Origin of the sequence: Bradyrhizobium canariense (assembly GCF_018130465.1) — a bacterium.
GTDB classification, from domain to species: Bacteria; Pseudomonadota; Alphaproteobacteria; order Rhizobiales; family Xanthobacteraceae; genus Bradyrhizobium; species Bradyrhizobium canariense_C.
The window spans coordinates 198,500-215,852 of the sequence record NZ_JAFCKJ010000005.1 but is presented as its reverse complement, the minus strand read 5'-3'; the positions used below and the strand labels follow the sequence as shown (position 1 = coordinate 215,852).

At 64.8% G+C, this 17,353-nt stretch carries 13 protein-coding genes and 1 pseudogene; 9 read left to right on the top strand and 5 right to left on the bottom strand.

The genetic code is table 11. The features are described from left to right. Nucleotides 1–24: 24 nt before the first annotated feature. The 4 genes and pseudogenes from JQ591_RS35675 to JQ591_RS16595 all read left to right on the top strand — a co-directional run. A pseudogene (locus JQ591_RS35675) lies at nt 25–582 on the top strand (TRAP transporter small permease); the annotation flags it as partial. 222 nt (nt 583–804) lie between these two features. Then, nucleotides 805–2,085 carry a TRAP transporter large permease gene (locus tag JQ591_RS35670; protein ID WP_249137140.1) on the top strand — a complete coding sequence of 427 codons (1,281 nt, stop codon included), beginning with the start codon at nt 805–807 and terminating at the stop codon, nt 2,083–2,085. A 121-nt stretch (nt 2,086–2,206) separates the two neighbouring features. Further along, a complete protein-coding gene (locus JQ591_RS16600) occupies nt 2,207–3,364 on the top strand; it encodes a GGDEF domain-containing protein (protein WP_211397089.1) in 1,158 nt (385 codons plus the stop codon). Between the two features lie 69 nt (nt 3,365–3,433). Next, nucleotides 3,434–5,368 carry an alkyl/aryl-sulfatase gene (locus JQ591_RS16595; protein WP_211397088.1) on the top strand — a complete coding sequence of 645 codons (1,935 nt, stop codon included), beginning with the start codon at nt 3,434–3,436 and terminating at the stop codon, nt 5,366–5,368. 162 nt (nt 5,369–5,530) lie between these two features. Here the strand turns inward: JQ591_RS16595 and JQ591_RS16590 are convergent, their stop codons facing one another. After that, entirely contained in the window at nt 5,531–6,601 is a 1,071-nt protein-coding gene (locus JQ591_RS16590) for a glycosyltransferase family 4 protein (protein ID WP_211397087.1), read from the bottom strand. 275 nt (nt 6,602–6,876) lie between these two features. Here JQ591_RS16590 and JQ591_RS16585 point away from each other — a divergent pair, with 275 nt between their 5' ends. The 4 genes from JQ591_RS16585 to JQ591_RS16570 are packed head-to-tail and all read left to right on the top strand — an operon-like array spanning nt 6,877 to nt 12,782. Beyond that, nucleotides 6,877–8,640, top strand: a complete 1,764-nt coding sequence (locus tag JQ591_RS16585) for an ABC transporter ATP-binding protein (protein ID WP_211397086.1) — start codon at nt 6,877–6,879, stop codon at nt 8,638–8,640. Nucleotides 8,641–8,696: 56 nt separating this feature from the next. Further along, a complete protein-coding gene (locus JQ591_RS16580; protein WP_211397085.1) occupies nt 8,697–10,901 on the top strand; it encodes an amylo-alpha-1,6-glucosidase in 2,205 nt (734 codons plus the stop codon). Nucleotides 10,902–10,923: 22 nt separating this feature from the next. Next, nucleotides 10,924–11,445, top strand: coding sequence for a PRC-barrel domain-containing protein (locus JQ591_RS16575; RefSeq protein ID WP_211397084.1), 522 nt, complete (start codon nt 10,924–10,926; stop codon nt 11,443–11,445). A 23-nt stretch (nt 11,446–11,468) separates the two neighbouring features. Then, nucleotides 11,469–12,782, top strand: coding sequence for an MFS transporter (locus tag JQ591_RS16570; RefSeq protein WP_211397083.1), 1,314 nt, complete (start codon nt 11,469–11,471; stop codon nt 12,780–12,782). Nucleotides 12,783–12,820: 38 nt separating this feature from the next. Here JQ591_RS16570 and JQ591_RS16565 read toward each other — a convergent pair whose 3' ends face one another. From JQ591_RS16565 to fixL, 4 genes are all read right to left on the bottom strand, one after another. After that, nucleotides 12,821–13,522 (bottom strand): helix-turn-helix domain-containing protein, encoded by a 702-nt coding sequence (locus JQ591_RS16565; protein WP_211397082.1) that lies wholly within the window; start codon nt 13,520–13,522, stop codon nt 12,821–12,823. A 136-nt stretch (nt 13,523–13,658) separates the two neighbouring features. Next, on the bottom strand, nt 13,659–14,087 hold the full coding sequence (locus JQ591_RS16560) for a response regulator (protein WP_211397081.1): 429 nt from the start codon (nt 14,085–14,087) through the stop codon (nt 13,659–13,661). A gap of 59 nt (nt 14,088–14,146) precedes the next feature. Continuing rightward, nucleotides 14,147–14,764 (bottom strand): response regulator FixJ, encoded by a 618-nt coding sequence (fixJ, locus tag JQ591_RS16555; RefSeq protein ID WP_211397080.1) that lies wholly within the window; start codon nt 14,762–14,764, stop codon nt 14,147–14,149. Between the two features lie 3 nt (nt 14,765–14,767). Next, nucleotides 14,768–16,285 (bottom strand): sensor protein FixL, encoded by a 1,518-nt coding sequence (fixL, locus tag JQ591_RS16550; RefSeq protein WP_211397079.1) that lies wholly within the window; start codon nt 16,283–16,285, stop codon nt 14,768–14,770. Between the two features lie 207 nt (nt 16,286–16,492). Here fixL and JQ591_RS16545 point away from each other — a divergent pair, with 207 nt between their 5' ends. Next, the gene (locus JQ591_RS16545; RefSeq protein WP_211397078.1) at nt 16,493–17,326 is read left to right on the top strand and encodes a universal stress protein; all 834 of its coding nucleotides are present in this window, start codon (nt 16,493–16,495) and stop codon (nt 17,324–17,326) included. Nucleotides 17,327–17,353 lie beyond the last annotated feature (27 nt).

Below are 17,353 nucleotides of genomic sequence, written 5' to 3'. Positions count from 1 at the left end.
CGCACTCCCGGCCGTTGCTCTTGAATGATGAGCCAAGCTGAGGGGACCAAGTTGCTGCGTGCATTGAATCGTGTGCTCAATCATCTCGAGGAATGGCTGATCGCGACGATGATCGCGGCTGCGACATCGCTCATCTTCGTTGCCGTGCTGCACCGTTATGGCGCCGGGCTGTCGATCGACATCGCCAAATGGGCGGAGGCGCGCAACCTGGCCTTCCTGGCCGTCCCCGCGCGAGCCGCGTTCGTCTGGCTTGCCGCTCTCGACCTGTCCTGGGCGCAGGAACTCTGCATCTACATGTTCATCTGGATGGCGAAGTTCGGTGCGGCCTACGGGGTGCGGACCGGCATCCATGTCGGCGTCGACGTCCTGGTCAATGTCCTTCCCGGCGGATCGCGCCGCCGCGTCATCACTTTCGGCCTGATGTGCGGCGCCCTTTTCACTGCCATCGTGTGCTATTTCGGAGCCGCGTTCGTCGGCCAGATGTGGCAGACCGGCCAGCAATCCAACGATCTCGAAGCGCCGATGTGGCTGGTGTATCTCACCATCCCGCTCGGCTCCGGGCTGATGTGCTTCCGCTTCCTGCAAGTCGCCTGGACGTTCTATCACACCGGCGAGTTGCCGCATCACGACATGGCCGGCGTCGAGGGCGTCGAGGTGGACCCGGTTCATCCGGCCCCGGTCACGCGCAGTCAGGTCGTCCGCGACGAACGCAGCCCGCTCGGCTGGGTCCTGATGTTGTTGCCGGTCCTGATCGTCGCCGTGTGCTTCGCCCATTCGGCGCACGTGATCACGCTGCCGCAGGGCCTGCGTGTCGCCGTGGTTTTCGGCCTTCTGCTGTCGTTGATGCTCACGGGCATGCCGATCTCGATCGCACTCGGTCTGACCGTGCTCAGCTTCATGTTCACGCTGACCGACGTGCGGACGGAATCGGTGGCGCTGAAGCTGTTCACCGGCATCGAGAGCTTCGAGATCATGGCGATCCCGTTCTTCATCCTTGCCGGCAACTTCCTGACCCATGGCGGCGTGGCGCGCCGGATGATCACGTTCGCGACTTCGCTGGTCGGTCATTGGTACGGCGGCCTTGCGCTCTCGGGCGTGGTCGCCTGCGCGCTGTTCGCCGCGATTTCCGGCTCGTCGCCGGCCACCGTGGTGGCAATCGGATCGGTGATCCTGCCCGCGATGGTCGCGCAGGGATTTCCGAAGAGGTTCGGGGCGGGCGTGATCACGACCTCCGGCTCGCTGGGAATTCTCATTCCACCCTCGATTCCGATGGTTCTTTTTGCCGTCTCCACCAACACCTCCGTCGGCAAGCTGTTCATCGCCGGCATCGTGCCTGGGCTCGTGCTCGCCATGCTGCTCGGCGCCACGACGTTCTATCGGGCCTGGCGTAACGACTATCCGAGGATGCCGAAAGCAACCCTCTACGAGCGCTTCGATGCGTTCCGCAAGTCGATCTGGGGTATCCTGCTGATCGTGATCGTGATCGGCGGCATCTACAGCGGCCTGTTCACCCCGACCGAAGCTGCCGCCGTCAGCGCGGTGTACGCCTTCATCGTCGCAGTCTTCATCTACAAGGATTTGAAGCTGCGAGACGTACCGCGCGTGCTGCTGTCATCGGCAAATCTTTCGGCGATGCTGCTCTACATCATCACCAACGCCGTCTTGTTCTCGTTCCTGATGACTTACGAGAACGTGCCGCAAGCGCTCGCGCAATGGATGATCGACCAGGGCCTCGGTTGGATCGGCTTCCTCCTCGTCGTCAATCTCCTGCTGCTGCTGGCGGGCAACGTGATGGAGCCGTCCTCGATCATCCTGATCATGGCGCCGATCCTGTTTCCGGTTGCGATCAAGCTCGGCATCGATCCGATCCATTTCGGGATCCTGATGACGGTCAACATGGAGGTGGGGCTGTGCCATCCGCCGGTCGGCCTCAATCTCTACGTCGCCTCAGGCATCGCCAAGATGGGTATCACCGAGCTCACGGTCGCGGTGTGGCCATGGCTCCTGACCATGCTGGCGTTCCTCGTGGTCGTGACCTATTGGCCGGGCCTGTCGCTGTGGCTGCCGCGGCTGCTGGGCATGTAGCCGTGCGAAGGACCAGGCATGGCTAACGCACGGTTAACCCGCGCGCTCAAATGCCAGCGTGGTGCGACGCACGCATTTTTACGGATGTGAGGTAGGACCATGCCAGCGGATGGGGGCTGGCATGTTTTTCGACAGAATGGAATCCGGGCGGGCGTCGATTTCGGACGCCGTCTATGTGGAAGTCATCACGGGCCTTCACGGCACGACGATGCCGACCATTCTTGCGGCCGCCTGCCAGGCGATGGTCGGCGCCATCACGACCTACGAGACCGGCGACATGGCGACGGCAGCCCTGGCGGTTGCCGGTGTCGTGGTGGCCATTGTCCGCCTGTTCGAAATCGTCGCATTCCGTCGCCGTCTCGCGTGTCCGCCGCAACTCGCCCCGGCCGAGGCCGCGCGCTGGGAGCGGCGTTACATTGCCGGCACCGTCGTGACGGCCCTGGTGCTTGGCGTGTTTGCCGCGCGCAGCATCGTGCTGGGCGACGCGCTCTGCTCCGTGATGGCGATCGGCATCGGATTCGGCTTCGGCGCCGGCGTGGTGGCGCGGCTGGCGCTACGTCCCGTCGCGGCGCTGCTCGATCTCGTTGCGATCGCCTCGCCGGCAGCAATCGTGATCTTCATGCAGCCGGATCTCCGCCATATCGGGCTCGGGCTCCTCATCCTGATGTATGTGGTCGCGAGCTTTGAGATGGTGCGGCTGAGCTTCAACGCCTCGATCAGCCAGATGACGCTGAAGCGGCAGTTCGAGCAGCTGTCGCGCATCGACCCGATGACCGGCGTCTCCAATCGCTCGGTGCTGGCGACGGACCTGCCGCCGATGCTGGCGACCGGGATGGTTGCCGTCCATACGCTCGATCTCGACCGCTTCAAGGAAGCCAACGACCGGTTCGGTCATCCCGTCGGCGACGCGCTGCTCAAGCAGGTCGCCGGCCGGCTCAAGGTGCTCACCGCGGCCGACGACCTCGTGGTCCGGATGGGTGGCGACGAGTTCGTGCTGGTGCAGCGGATGGCCGCTGATGCGGAAGCGATGGCCCAGCGCATCGTGCAGTCAATCAGCGCGCCCTATGAGGTCGACGGGCAGGTGATCGAGCTCGGCGTCAGCGTCGGCGTTGCCGTCGCGCCGGACGACGGGCGCACCGCCGAAGCGCTGCTGTCGCGCTCGGACAAGGCGCTCTACCGCGCCAAGCAGGAACGCGGCGGCTATGTGCTGGCGCGGGACTTGCGGACGCCGGACATTCGCGCCTCCGGCAAGCCGCTGGTCGGAGGCTTGGCCGCGTAAGGACCAGTTGGAACCGCAATCAAGATGCGGTTACATGCCTCCCCAATCAAGACGAGCCGGGGAGGCCTTATGAGCAGCATTGGAGCAGCCGACACGCCGAAGGACGCAACGCCGTCCGTCATCGCGCAGCAAACGGCGATGCTGAATGCGCTGCCGTTTTCCGACACGCGGGATTTCGACGACGCCGCGCGCGGCTTCCTCGGCACGATCGAGGACGCGCAGATCACCAATCCGCAAGGGCGGACGGTCTGGAGCCTCGAGCCGTACGGCTTTCTCTCCGCCGAGCAGGCGCCGACCACGGTCAATCCGAGCCTGTGGCGGCAGTCGCGGCTCAACATGCAGCACGGCCTGTTCGAGGTGGTGCCCGGCGTCTACCAGGTGCGTGGGCTCGACATCGCCAACATGACGCTGATCGAGGGCGACAGCGGTGTCATTGTCGTCGACACCCTGACTTCGATCGAGGGGGCGCGCGCGGCGCTCGATCTTTACTACAAGCATCGCGGCCAGCGGCCGGTCGCCGCCGTGATCTTCACCCATACCCACACCGACCATTGGGGCGGCGCGCGCGGCGTGCTGGAGGAGGATGTGCTCGCCACCGGCCGCGTGCCGATCATCGCGCCCAATTTGTTCATGGAGCATGCCGTCTCCGAGAATATCATCGCGGGACCAGCGATGCTGCGCCGGGCGCAGTACCAGTTCGGGCCTCTCCTCGCCAAGGGCGCGCGCGGGCAGGTCGATTGCGGTCTCGGCAAGTCGATGGCGGCAGGTTCAGTGGCGCTGCTGCGGCCGACCGACCTGATCATGGCGACCGGCGACAGGCGCGTGATCGACGGCGTCGAATTCGAATTCCAGATGGCGCCGAACAGCGAAGCGCCGGCGGAGATGCATTTCTTCATCCCGCGCTACAAGCTGTTGAACCTCGCCGAGAACTGCACCCACAATTTCCACAATCTGTTGCCGTTCCGCGGCGCCGACGTGCGCGACGCGCTGGCCTGGTCGAAATATTTGGGCGAGGCCTTGCAGCTCTGGGACGGCAAGGCGGAGGCGATGTGCGGTCAGCATCACTGGCCGGTATGGGGACGCGAACGCATCGGCACGATGATCAGGCAGCAGCGCGACCTCTATAAATTCGCGCATGACCAGACCATCCGCCTGATGAACCACGGCCTCACCGCGGCCGAGATCGCCGAAACGATCCAGCTGCCCACGAGCCTGGAGGGCGCCTGGCACGGCCGCGGCTATTACGGCCACATCCGGCATAACGTGAAAGCGATCTATCAAAAGTACCTGGGCTGGTACGACGCCAATCCGGTCAATCTCGATCCGCTGCCGCCGGTGGCGTCGGGCAAGAAATATGTCGAGTACATGGGCGGCGCCGATGCCATCCTCGCGCGGGCGCGTGTCGATTTCGACAAGGGTGAATTCCGCTTCGTGGCACAGGCGCTCGGCCATCTCGTCTTTGCCGAGCCGGACAATGCGGCGGCGCGTGCATTGCTGGCGGATACGCTGGAGCAGCTCGGCTACGCCGCTGAAAGCGCGACCTGGCGCAATGCCTATCTGTTCGGCGCGCAGGAATTGCGCCAGGGCATGCCCAAGGTGCCGGCACGCCCGCCGATGCCGCGCGAGACGCTGGCGGCGCTGCGCACCTCACAGCTCTGGGACGTGCTCGGTATCCGCCTCAACGGACCGAAGGCGGAAGGAAAGCACATCGTGCTGAACTGGAGCTTTTCCGACACCGGCGAGACCTTCGTGCTCAATCTGGAGAACTGCGCGCTCACTTACACAGAGGGCATGCAGGCTGAAAGCGCCGATGCCAGCTTCACGCTGGCGCGGTCGACGCTCGATGGGGTGATTGCAAAACTGACCAGCTTCCCGGAGGCCGTGGCCGCCGGCAAGGTCAAATTCGCCGGCAACCCGATGCGCCTCGCCGAACTGATGGGCCTGATGGACGAATTCCCGCGCATGTTCGAGATCGTGGAGCCGAAGCGGGCGGCGGTGAGGTAATATTCTCCTGCCCCGGACGCAGCGCAGCGCTTCTTTAGCGGTGCGCTGCAGAGCCGGGGCCCATGTTTTCGAGAGCATACCCTGCCGCGTGGGTCCCGGCTCTGCGCCGCAACGCTAAGGGCGTTGTAGCGCGTCCGGGACACGAGAGCGGGCGGGTGCCCGCTATTCCGCGCTGCTCACCAGCTTGATCCGCGGCGCCTTCTCCTCGGCCAGGCTGCGATAGGCCGCGAGATAGTCCAGCGCCATGCGCCGCGCGGTGAAGCGCGTCTCGAACTGCTTGCGGATCGCGGCGCGGTCCAGTTGCGGCAGGCGCTTGACGACGCCGGCTGCACTGATGATGTCCTCGACGACGAAGCCGGTGAGGCCCTCGTCGATGATCTCCGGCACCGAGCCGCGATTGAAGGCGACGACCGGCGTTCCGCAGGCCATGGCTTCGATCATCACCAGGCCAAACGGCTCCGGCCAGTCGATCGGCAGCAAAAGGCCGAGCGCGCCGCTCAAGAAGTCCGACTTCTCGTGATCGCTGATCTCGCCGATGAATTCCACCAGCGGATTGTTCTCGATCATCGGCCGGATCAGCTCGTCATAGTAATCCTGGTCGGCGCGATCGACCTTGGCCGCGATCTTCAGCGGAATGCCGCAATGCGTCGCGATCTTGATGGCGCGGTCGACGCCTTTCTCCGGCGCGATGCGGCCGAGCACGGCGAGATATTCCTGTTTCGCCGGCTTCGGCGTCAGCAGGTTCTCGGGCAGGCCGTGGTGGATCGTCTTCACCCAATTCGCCTGCGGCACCGGCCGGCGCTGCGCGTTCGAGATCGAGACGACGGGGACCTTCGAGAAGGTGTTGAAGACCGGTTGATGCTCCGGCAGGTCGAGCCGGCCGTGCAGCGTGGTCAGGAACGGCGTCGGCTGCCGGTAGAACAGCGACCACGGATAATAATCGAGATGGAAGTGGAGGAAGTCGAACTCCTCGTCGTCACATTTCTGCCGCACCCGCTCCAGCATCACCATGTGCAGCGCATTGGGATCGCGCACGGAACCGTCGAGGCGGAGCGCCCGCGGCCATAACGCATCCAGCTTTGCCGAGGTTTGCGAGTCGCCGCTGGCGAACAGCGTCACGTCGTGCCCAAGGGCCACCAGCTCTTCCGTCAACCAATGCACCACCCGCTCGGTGCCGCCATACAGCTTGGGTGGAACAGCCTCCGTCAACGGAGCAACCTGCGCAATGCGCATCTCACCATCTCCTTTGTGCGATCATGGTCGTAAAAGCCCCCGTCCGTACAGCACCGGCATGCCAATCAGGGAACGTTTCCGCACCTGCGAAGTTCCCCCCTCCAGACGTTACTTATTCGACATGCCAGGTGCTCGTCGCGATGATGCCATCACATCTTCGCAGAACGTCCGCATCCGCATGTCGTGATGACGTTGCCCGGGAACCGAGGCGAACTGGTCGATGTTCAATCGACCAGTAAGAAAACTGGAATCATCACGACGGGGTCGGTAGTCACATGGATCATCTTTCTGGATATGCGCACCGGCCATTTGCCTTTGTTTTGCGCTATCTCCGGCGTCGCCTCATGTCGCATCTCGTGATCCTGACCGCTGTGGCTGCGGCCGTTGCCTGCTCCGTAGGCACGCAATACGGCGTCAAATCCCTCGTCGACAGCTTGTCGGCCGGCGCTTCGCATGGTGGGAGCGTATGGCTGGCATTCATTTTCCTCATGACGCTGATCGCCGCCGACAATTTCCTTTGGCGGATCGCGAGCTGGACGGCGAGCTTCACCTTCGTTCGCGTCACGGGTGATTTGCGCCGTGACATATTTCGTCATCTGACCGGCCACGCGCCGAGCTACTTCTCCGATCGCATGCCCGGCATGCTGACGAGCCGCATCACGGCGACGTCGAACGCGGTGTTTACCGTCGAGAACATGTTCGTCTGGAATGTGTTGCCGCCGTGCATCGCGACAGTTGCGGCAATCGCGCTGATTGGAACCGTCAGTCCCTATATGGCACTCGGCCTGATGGTGGTTGCCGGGGGCATGGTGCTTGCGATGTTCCGCCTCGCTGCCGCGGGAAAGCCGCTGCATGACGATTTCGCCGACAAGGCCGCCGTCGTCGACGGCGAGATGATCGACGTCATCAGCAACATGCCACTGGTGCGCGCTTTCTGCGGCATCGGGCACGAGCACGAGCGGTTCGACGCGACCGTGAACCGGGAACTCACTGCACGCGGCCGCAGCCTGCGGTATCTGGAGAAGCTGCGGCTTATCCATGCCGGCATCACTGTCGTGCTCACGATCGCCCTGATGGCCTGGGCGATCATGCTTTGGCAGGATGGCGAGGCGACCACCGGCGACGTCGTGCTGGTTTGCACCCTCGGTCTGTCCATCTTGAACGCGACGCGCGATCTCGCGGTGGCGCTGGTCGACGTCACCCAGCACGTTGCGCGGCTGACCGAAGCGATCGCAACGCTGCTGGTGCCGCATGAATTGCGCGACCACCCCGAGGCCGAGCCGCTGGTCAAGAGCGGCGCCGCGATCGCGTACAACAATGTCAGCTTCGGCTATCCCGGCGGCGAGACGCTCTTCGAGCGCTTCAGCCTGCGCCTGCAACCCGGCCAGCGTGTCGGCCTGGTCGGCCAGTCCGGCGGCGGCAAGTCGACCCTGTTCACGCTGCTCCAGCGCTTCTATGATACCGACGAGGGCAGCATCACCATCGACGGCCAGGACATTTCCAAGGTGACGCAGCAGAGCCTGCGCGAGGCGATCTCCGTGGTGCCGCAGGACATCTCCCTGTTCCACCGCTCGATTCGCGAGAACATCCGCTATGGTCGCCCGAACGCGACCGACGACGAGGTGCTGCGTGCGGCCATTGCGGCGCGCTGCGATTTCGTGGAGAGTCTGCCGGGCGGTCTCGACACCATGGTCGGCGACCGCGGCGTCAAGATGTCCGGCGGCCAGCGCCAGCGCATCGCGATTGCGCGCGCCTTCCTCAAGGACGCGCCGATCCTGTTGCTGGACGAGGCGACCGCCGCGCTCGACAGCGAATCCGAGGAGGCGATCCGCGAGGCGCTGTCGCGGCTGATGCGCGGCCGCACGGTCATCGCGATCGCGCATCGCCTCGCTACCCTGCGTAATTTCGACCGCGTGGTCGTGTTGAGGGGTGGTAAGATCATCGAGGACGGGTCACCCGAGCGTCTGATGCAAGGCCACGGGCCCTATCGTGAGCTGGTCACGCAGGAAATGAGCCGGCTCGCCCAAGCCGCCGCGTAAGCCAACAGTCGCGTTCGAGTCGGTTGCGTGTCGAAACAAGCGCAGGGGAGCTGCTGATGTCGGCTGAAGCCGTTACCCAATTCGTCTCCGTGACGCGGACCCTGGACCAGGTCGCGGAGCAGCCTTTCTATATTCCAATGACCGGACCGTCGGCGCGGCCGCGGCGTTCGCTCAAGCACGACGACACCTTCATCGTGCTCGACAGCCATGGCGACATCGGCGCTTCGGCCGGCGGGCCCGATGGCCTGTTTCATCACGATACGCGTTACCTTGCGAGGCTCGAGCTCGTGCTCGACGATCTCCAGCCGTTGCTGCTGGGCTCGAACCTGCGCGACGACAATTCAGCCCTGACGGTCGATCTCACCAATCCGGACATCTACCGGCAGGGCAGCCTCGTGCTGCAAAAGGACCTGCTGCACATCGTGCGCACGATCTTCCTGTGGCGCGGCACCGCCTATCAGCGGATCGGCGTGCAGAATCACGGCGACCGCCCGGCCGGCTTCGCGCTGACGTTGCTGTTCGACAACGATTTCGCCGATCTGTTCGAGGTCCGCGGCGAGCGGCGCCCGCGCCGCGGCATCGGCTCGAGCCGGCTGTTGGGACCGACCGACGTGCTGTTCGACTACCGCGGTCTTGACGACGCCAAGCGCACCACGGGACTGCATTTCGACCCGCGCCCGACGAAGTTGTCGGTGAATGCCGCGACATGGCAACTCGAACTCGACCCTCATGAGTCGAAATCCCTGTTCGTGGCCGTGTCCTGCAATCGGCCGATCGCGGAGAAGCCGGCGCGCTTTTTCAGGAGCCTGCTCGCCCACCGCCGCGAGATGCGGCAATCGACGATGGGGGCGGCCAGCATCGAGACCTCCAACAACATCTTCAACGAGGTGCTGTGCCAGGCCATGGCCGACCTCAACATGCTGATGACGGAGACGCCGCAGGGCCGCTATCCCTATGCGGGGATTCCCTGGTACTCGACGACGTTCGGCCGCGACGGGCTGATTACCGCGCTGCAGATGCTGTGGATCGACCCGCGGATCGCCAAGGGCGTGCTGCGGCGGCTCGCCCATTTCCAGGCCAAGGCGATCGACCCGCTCGCCGATGCTGCGCCGGGCAAGATCCTGCATGAGATGCGCGGCGGCGAGATGGCGGCGCTGCGTGAGGTGCCGTTCGCGCAATATTACGGCAGCGTCGATTCCACGGCCTTGTTCGTCCTTCTCGCAGGAAGCTATTTCGAGCGCACCGGCGACGAGAAGACGTTGACCGAGCTGTGGCCGGCAATCGAGGCGGGGCTGGCCTGGATCGACGGCCCCGGCGACCCCGACAGCGACGGCTTCGTCGAATACCAGCGCGCCACCGAAAAGGGCCTCGCCAACCAGGGCTGGAAGGATTCCTACGACGCGATCTTCCATGCCGATGGCCAGCTCGCGGAAGGCAATCTCGCGCTGGCCGAGGTGCAAGGTTACGTCTTTGCCGCCAAGCGGCTCGCCGCGCGCTGCGCGCTGCGGCTGGGCAAGCCCGATCTCGCCAAGAAGCTCGAGGCCGAGGCCAAGGCGCTGGCCGAGCGTTTCGAGACCGCGTTCTGGTGCGAGGAGCTCGGCACTTATGCGCTTGCGCTCGACGGCAAGAAGCGGCCCTGCAAGGTGCGGACCTCGAACGCCGGACAGATCCTGTTCAGCGGCATGATCCGCGAGGACCGCGCGCGCCTCGTCGCCGCCGATTTGATGCGGCCGCATTTCTTCTCGGGCTGGGGCATCCGCACCGTCGCTGTCGGCGAGGTACGCTACAACCCGATGTCCTATCATGACGGGTCGATCTGGCCGCACGACAATGCGCTGATCGCGCTCGGGCTCGCGCGCTACGGGCTCAAGCATTCGGTCGCGCATGTCTTCAAGGGACTGTTCGACGCCGCGACCTACATGGACCTGCGCCGGTTGCCCGAGTTGTTCTGCGGTTTCCGGCGCGAAAAGCGGCGCGGCCCGACGCTCTATCCGGTCGCCTGCGCGCCGCAGGCCTGGGCCAGCGCAACGGCGTTCACGCTGCTGGAGGCGGCGCTGGGCATCGAGTTCGACGTGGCGCGCGGCGAGATCCGGCTGCGCAATCCGCATCTGCCGGCATTCCTGCATGAGGTGATTTTGCGCGATCTGCGTCTGGGTGAGTCCAGCGTCGACCTGCGCGTCAGCCGCCATGGCGACGACGTGGCGCTGGAGGTGTTGCGCACGCGTGGCCAGATCCAGGTCTCGATCGTGCTGGCGCGCTAGCGGCGCGCCGGGAGGAGGGTGCATGCGTACCGCCGGATGGTTGGCCCTAGGCGTCGTGGTCGTCGGGGCAATGACGCTTGCCGTATCACGCGCCGCGGAGGAGTTGCCCGCACCCTCGACTGAGGCGAATGCGCCGCCGACAGTGCAGCCGCCGGCGTCGTCGGTCCCCGTCACGCCAAAGGGTGCCGCGCCACCGCCGTCGGTCACGATCATTGGCGCGAGCGATGCGCACGGCGTGCTTGGCCGTGACGTGCTCAGCGCGGCGAACGAGGACATGGGCCGCATCGTCGACGTCATCGTCGATCGGAGCGGGCACGTGCGCGCTGCCGTGATCGATTTCGGCGGCTTCCTCGGCGTCGGCAGTCGCAAGATCGTGGTGGACTGGAATGCGATGCGGTTCGGCAAGATCGTCAACAAGAAGGACAGCATCACGCTGGAATTGACCAAGGCGCAGGTCGCGGCCGCGCCGGAATACAAGGAGGACACGCCGATGGTGGTGCTTGGCGCGTCCGGCAGCCTGCAGCCGCTGCAAGCTGTTCAGTGAGGCGCGGGGAGGGATGGCGGTCGGTGCTGTTGTCGAGGAAGCCGAATTATGCGGATCGCGAGGGCCGCGTTGAGCAGGACAACGTTTCGGCGCCGTCGCCTGCGGGCATCCCGGCGCCGTCGCGCCAGAGCCTGCGCGGCCTCGACTGGTTCATCTTCTTCCTCGCCGACGTGCAGACCGGATTCGGGCCGTTCATCGCGGTCTATCTTACGACCCAGAAATGGACCCAGGTCGAGATCGGCCTCGTGCTGTCGATCGGCGGCATCGTTGCCCTGATCGGCCAGATGCCGGGCGGCGCCATCATCGATGCCGCGAAATCCGAGCGGCTGGTCGCAGGCCTCGCCATCGTCACCATCGGCTGCTGCGCGCTCGCCTATGCGGCGATGCCGATCTTCCCCGTGGTGGTGGCTGCGGCCACCTTGCACGCGGCAGCGAGCTGCGTGCTCGGACCGGCGATCGCGGCGATCAGCCTCGGTCTGGTCGGTCCGCTCGCGATCGGCGAGCGTCTCGGCCGCAACGCGCGCTTTGCTTCGCTTGGTAACGGCGTTGCGGCCGCGGTGATGGGTACGGCCGGCTATCTCCTGTCGAGCCGCTCGGTGTTCCTGGTCACCTTCCTGCTCGCAATCCCGACTTTGATCGCACTCTCTCGCATCCGCGAGCATGAGGTCGACATCGCGCGCTGTCACGGCGCGATGCCGCGCGAGGCGGAGGATCGCGGCGACACCAATATCTGGCATTTGATCCGGCAGCGGCCGCTGATTGTCTTTGCGTTCAGCGTGCTCTTGTTGCAGCTCGCGAACGCCTCGATGATGCCGCTGATGGCAAGCGCGGTGACGGCGCGATCGAGCCAGTGGGCGACGGTGCTCGTCGCCTTTTGCATCGTCGTGCCGCAGGCGATCGTGGCGCTGCTGTCGCCGACCGTCGGGCGCAAGGCGCAGGCATGGGGCCGCAGGCCGCTGCTGCTGATTGGATTCGCGGCACTGACGATTCGCGGCCTGCTGTTCGCAACCGTGCGCGATCCGTATCTGCTGGTGCTCGTGCAGGTGTTCGACGGCCTCACCGCGGCGGTGTTCGCGGTGATGATCCCGCTGATCGTGGCCGACGTCGCCTTTGGCAGCGGCCATTTCAACCTCGCGCAGGGCGTCGTCGGCACGGCAACGGGGATCGGCGCGTCGCTGAGCACGGCGCTTGGCGGCTATGTCAGCGACAAGTTCGGCAATGCCACGGCGTTCATCGGGCTGTCTGGCGTCGCCGCGACGGGACTTCTGCTTATTCTGTTCGTGATGCCGGAGACGCGGCGCAAGGGCATGATCGCGGCAAAAGAAATGGCCGGCTGAACGAATTCAGCCGGCCATGAGTGGGGGGAGAGAGGAGATCAGGCGTCGAGATTGTGCAGGCGTGCGCGGTTGCGCAGCACGATCTGGCGAGCGCCGGAGAAGCCGAGAATGCCCTGGGCGTGAAGCTGCGACAGCGCGCGCGACACGGTCTCGAGGGTGAGACCGAGATAGTCGCCGATGTCGCGGCGGCACATCGGCAGCGCCATCATGCCGGCGACGGCGAGGCGGCGGTCCATTTCGAGCAGGAAGGTCGCAACGCGCTCCATCGCGGTCTTGCGGCCCAGCAGCAGCATGTGGTCTTCGGCGTGACGAAGCTCGCCAGCGGTCATCGTCCAGAGCTTACGGGCGACCTGGACGTCGGTGCCTGCGGCCTTCTCGAGGCTCACGCGCTTCACGAGGCGCACAGTGGTGTCGATGATGGCTTCGGCGGCAAGGCGGTGAGTGGGGCCGGATTCGAGGCCGAAGACGTCGCCGGAAAGATGGAAGGCGCCGATCTGGCGGCGGCCGTCAGAAAGCAGCTTGTAGCTGCGCACGGCGCCGGTGACGACCTGATAGACATATTCGGCCGGCTCGTCCTCACCATAGATCTCCTCTTCCTTGCGGTAGGAGAACTCGGTGGCGACGAGGCCGACATGGCCCGTGATCGCACCGAACTGGTCGGAGACGGGATGAGCCGGAGCGATCTTGCTGCCGTTGATCTGGGTCTTGATCGCCTGGGTATTGATCGTCTGGGTCAGCATCTGCGCCATCTCCGTTGTGATGACGCATTGGTACGCGCTATCTGGTGCCTGGAAAATTTCGCGAGATATCTTAAGGAGGTTGCCTTACGTAGAATCCCGTAGGTCATAAAGGGCTACGAGGGCTGAATTTCCAGCATCATTTCCCCGATGACCGGTTGCCTTGGATGGCGTGACGGATGCGCTTGACCAGGTTTTCGTCGAGAAGCGGCTTCAGAATCACGTCTTTAACGCCTGCGGCCGCCGCCCGGGTCGAGATATTTGCGTCGGGATAGCCGGTGATCAGGATGACCGGGGTATCGCCGTCGGACTGGCGCAGTCGCCCGGCCAGCTCGAGGCCGTTGATGTCGGGCATCTTGTAGTCGATCACGTAGCAGTCGGCGCCGGGCTGGCTGGTCGCATTGAGCAGCGCCGTGGCGTTCCTGAAGGTTCGCACGGCAAAACCATCGGTTTCCAGCAGGAACCGCAGCGAGCCGAGCACAGCGGCATCGTCGTCGACCACATAGACGGTTGGCTTTGCAGGTGACGACATCGCGAGCCGCTCAGGATGGGAGCTGATCTCAATCATCCTGATCTGCTAGCACAGGGCGGACAGAGCGTCTTGACTTGCCTCAACTCCTGTTTACGTCAATCGTTGAGCATTCCGGCCCGCATGGCCAGCCGCACCAGCTCCGACAGGCTGTTGGCCTGCATCTTGGTCATCACGTTAGCCCGGTAGACCTCGATGGTGCGCGGGCTGATGTCGTACTCGCGGGCGATCAGCTTGTTGGAGAGACCCGCGACCAGCCCTTCCATGACCTGGCGTTCCCTAGGGCTCAGGGAAGCGACGCGAGCGGCGACGTCCTGGACTATGGCCTCGTTCCTGGCCGCCGGCTCGCCCTCGCGGATCGCGGATTCGATCATGGTGATGAGGCGTTCATCCTCGAACGGCTTTTCCAGGAAATCCATCGCACCGAGCTTCATCGCCTCGACCGCGAGCGGCACGTCGCCATGGCCGGTCATGATCAGGATTGGAAACCGGCTGCGCTGCGCCTTCAGGCGCTTCAGAAGCTCGATCCCGTCAAGCCCCGGCATGCGCACGTCGGAGACGACGCAGCCGAAGGCGAGGCCGGGCAGGGCGTCGAGAAAACTCTGCGCGTTGTCGAACAGTGTGACGCCGAAGCCGGATGAATCCAGCAGGAAGTTCAGCGAATCTCGCATCGCCTCGTCGTCGTCAATGACGTAGATGATTCCCTTGGTCGTCATGGATCAGTTCTCGTCGGCTGCCGGCAAGGTGAAGCGGAATGTCGCGCCACCCGATGCGTTGCTCTCGGCCCACATCCGGCCGCCGTGAGCCTCGATGATCGAGCGGCTGATGGACAGTCCCACGCCCATGCCGGTGTCTTTGGTGGTGAAAAAGGTCTGAAACAGGTTTGGCATGATGTCGTCCTGGAAGCCGGAGCCGGTGTCGGAGACCTCGATCTCGATCATGTCGTCGGCGACGCGGGTGTTGGTGATGAGGAGCTCGCGCCGCGGCGACTGCGCCATCGCTTCCAGCGCGTTGCGGAAGAGGTTGACCAGCACCTGCTGGATTTGCACGCGGTCGGCGAGCACGAGATCGGCGTTGGGATTGAGGCTGAACCGAAGGTGCACGCCCTGCTCGCGCGCGCCTGCCAGCCCGAGGGCGCCGGCCTCTTCGATCAGTCTGGAGAGGCTCTCGACCCGCTTCTCCGATTCGCCGCGGGAGACGAAGTCGCGCAAACGCCGGATGATCTGGCCGGCGCGCAGCGCCTGCTCGGCGGCGCGGTCCAGCGCGCTTTCGATCTTCGGCGCATTCGGATCGTGGCTTCCGGCGAGCAACCGCCGCGACCCTTTCATGTAGTTGCTGATCGCTGCCAGCGGCTGGTTGAGCTCGTGGGCGAGCGCGGACGCCATTTCGCCCATCGCGCTCAACCGCGAGACGTGGACGAGTTCGGACTGCAATTCCCGGAGCCGTGTCTGGGTTTGCTGATGCTCGGTAAGATCGCGGACGAAGCCGGTGAAATAGGGCTCGCCGCCCGACTGCATCTCGCCGATCGACAGGTGCATCGGAAAGGTCGTGCCGTCGCGGCGCTTGCCGGTCACGATGCGGCCGATGCCGATGATGTGCGGGTCGCTGGTGGTGCGGTAGCGCGCGATGTAGCCGTCGTGACGTGAGCTGTCGGGCTCCGGCATCAGGATGCGGACGTTCTGGCCGATCGCCTCCGACTCGGCCCAGCCGAACAGGCGTTCGGCCGCCGTGCTGAAGAGCTGGATGATGGCGCGGCCGTCGATGACGATCATGGCGTCGGGAATCGTCTGGAGGATCGAGCGGAGGTGACTCTCGCGGGTGCGCAGGGCTTCCTCGACCTGCTTCTCCTCATCGACGTCAAGAAAGATGCCGCTGAGATGTCGGGCGGCTCCGGCTTCGTCCCGAATCAGCCCCGCGCGGGCGCGGATCCACTGCCCTCTGCCCGACGCCCCCGTGACCTTGAACGACACGTCGAAGCTGCCGCCCCGTTCGGAGACGCGCCGGATCGCGATCTCGATCCGCTCGCGGTCGGTCGGCTCCAGCCGAGACAGGAACAGCGCGTAACTCACCGATTGGTCAGTTTCGATTCCGAACAGAATCCTGGCCGTTTCCGACCACTCCAATTCGAGTGTCTTGAGGTCGAGATCCCAGGTCCCGACGCCAAATCCTTCGATCCGGACGCGGAAATGCTCGCCCAGACCGTCATCTTGCGGATGAATCACTCGGGTCGGCGCCAAGCGATCACTCCCATGCTCATGCGGGGGGGCCGCATACCGTTACCGTTGAGGCAATGTCGCCCAAGGACGGGCCGGAGGCAAGTTCCGATATCTCACACCATCGGCAGATTTCCACTGGCGTGGCGCTCCGTGGCTTTGATCTATCTCATCCTGCCAGGCGGCGACGGGCTTACGATCGAATAAAAGCTCATTGCCCCGGAGAATCCGATGACATACGCAACCGTGATGGTCAGCCTGGCGCTCGATCAGCCCAACGAGGCGCGTCTTCAGGTCGCGGGCGAGCTTGCCGAGCGATTTGAAGCGTCCATCATCGGCGTTGCTGCGGCGCAGTTCGCCCCGCCGCTCTATTTCAGCGATGGCGCCGCAGCGCAGGGACTGATCGATGAGGGGGAAGCCTCGGTCAAGCGACGCCTGGGCGAACTCGAGGCGCAATTTCGCGCCGCGATCAGGAATCGCGGCGGACATGTGGAATGGCGCAGCGCGATGGATTTCCCGGCGCGCTTTACGTTCACCCAGGCGCGCTGCGCCGACATCGTCGTCGCCGGCGGGCAGAGCCCGGCCTTCTCCGACGCCTTCGCGCTCGCGAGCCCCAAGGATCTGGTGATGCAAGCCGGCCGGCCGATCCTGGTCGTGCCTGACGGCGTCAACTGGCTCGATCTGCGCAGCGTCCTCGTGGCGTGGAAGGATACCCCGGAAGCCCGGCGGGCGCTGGCCGATGCACTGCCGATACTGCGCAAGGCCAGGGACGTCGTCGTTGTCGCGATTCCCGAGGGCGACGACGACCGCCCTGCCGCGGTCGCTGGCGTGACCGACGTGACGGCGTGGCTTGCCCGCCACGGCGTTACCGCGATCGCGCGCGTTTCCGAAGCGGCCCGCAACGAAACCGTCGCAGGGCAATTGGAGAAAGTTGCCGGCGATGTCGGCGCCAGCCTGGTCGTCGCCGGTGCCTACGGTCATTCGCGCTTCCGCGAGCTGATCCTCGGCGGCGTCACCCAGTATCTGGTCACTCAATCTGTCCGCTGCGTGCTGCTGTCGCACTGACGCCGGAGCGATGCAAGTCGAATCAAA

Excerpts from the sequence above, each read along its gene's own strand:
- JQ591_RS16600 (WP_211397089.1), top strand. The coding sequence starts at position 2,207 with ATGTTTTTCGACAGAATGGAATCCGGGCGGGCGTCGATTTCGGACGCC.
- JQ591_RS16595 (WP_211397088.1), top strand. The coding sequence starts at position 3,434 with ATGAGCAGCATTGGAGCAGCCGACACGCCGAAGGACGCAACGCCGTCC.
- JQ591_RS16590 (WP_211397087.1), bottom strand. The coding sequence starts at position 6,601 with ATGCGCATTGCGCAGGTTGCTCCGTTGACGGAGGCTGTTCCACCCAAG.
- JQ591_RS16585 (WP_211397086.1), top strand. The coding sequence starts at position 6,877 with ATGGATCATCTTTCTGGATATGCGCACCGGCCATTTGCCTTTGTTTTG.
- JQ591_RS16580 (WP_211397085.1), top strand. The coding sequence starts at position 8,697 with ATGTCGGCTGAAGCCGTTACCCAATTCGTCTCCGTGACGCGGACCCTG.
- JQ591_RS16575 (WP_211397084.1), top strand. The coding sequence starts at position 10,924 with ATGCGTACCGCCGGATGGTTGGCCCTAGGCGTCGTGGTCGTCGGGGCA.
- JQ591_RS16565 (WP_211397082.1), bottom strand. The coding sequence starts at position 13,522 with ATGCTGACCCAGACGATCAATACCCAGGCGATCAAGACCCAGATCAAC.
- JQ591_RS16560 (WP_211397081.1), bottom strand. The coding sequence starts at position 14,087 with ATGATTGAGATCAGCTCCCATCCTGAGCGGCTCGCGATGTCGTCACCT.
- fixJ (WP_211397080.1), bottom strand. The coding sequence starts at position 14,764 with ATGACGACCAAGGGAATCATCTACGTCATTGACGACGACGAGGCGATG.
- JQ591_RS16545 (WP_211397078.1), top strand. The coding sequence starts at position 16,493 with ATGACATACGCAACCGTGATGGTCAGCCTGGCGCTCGATCAGCCCAAC.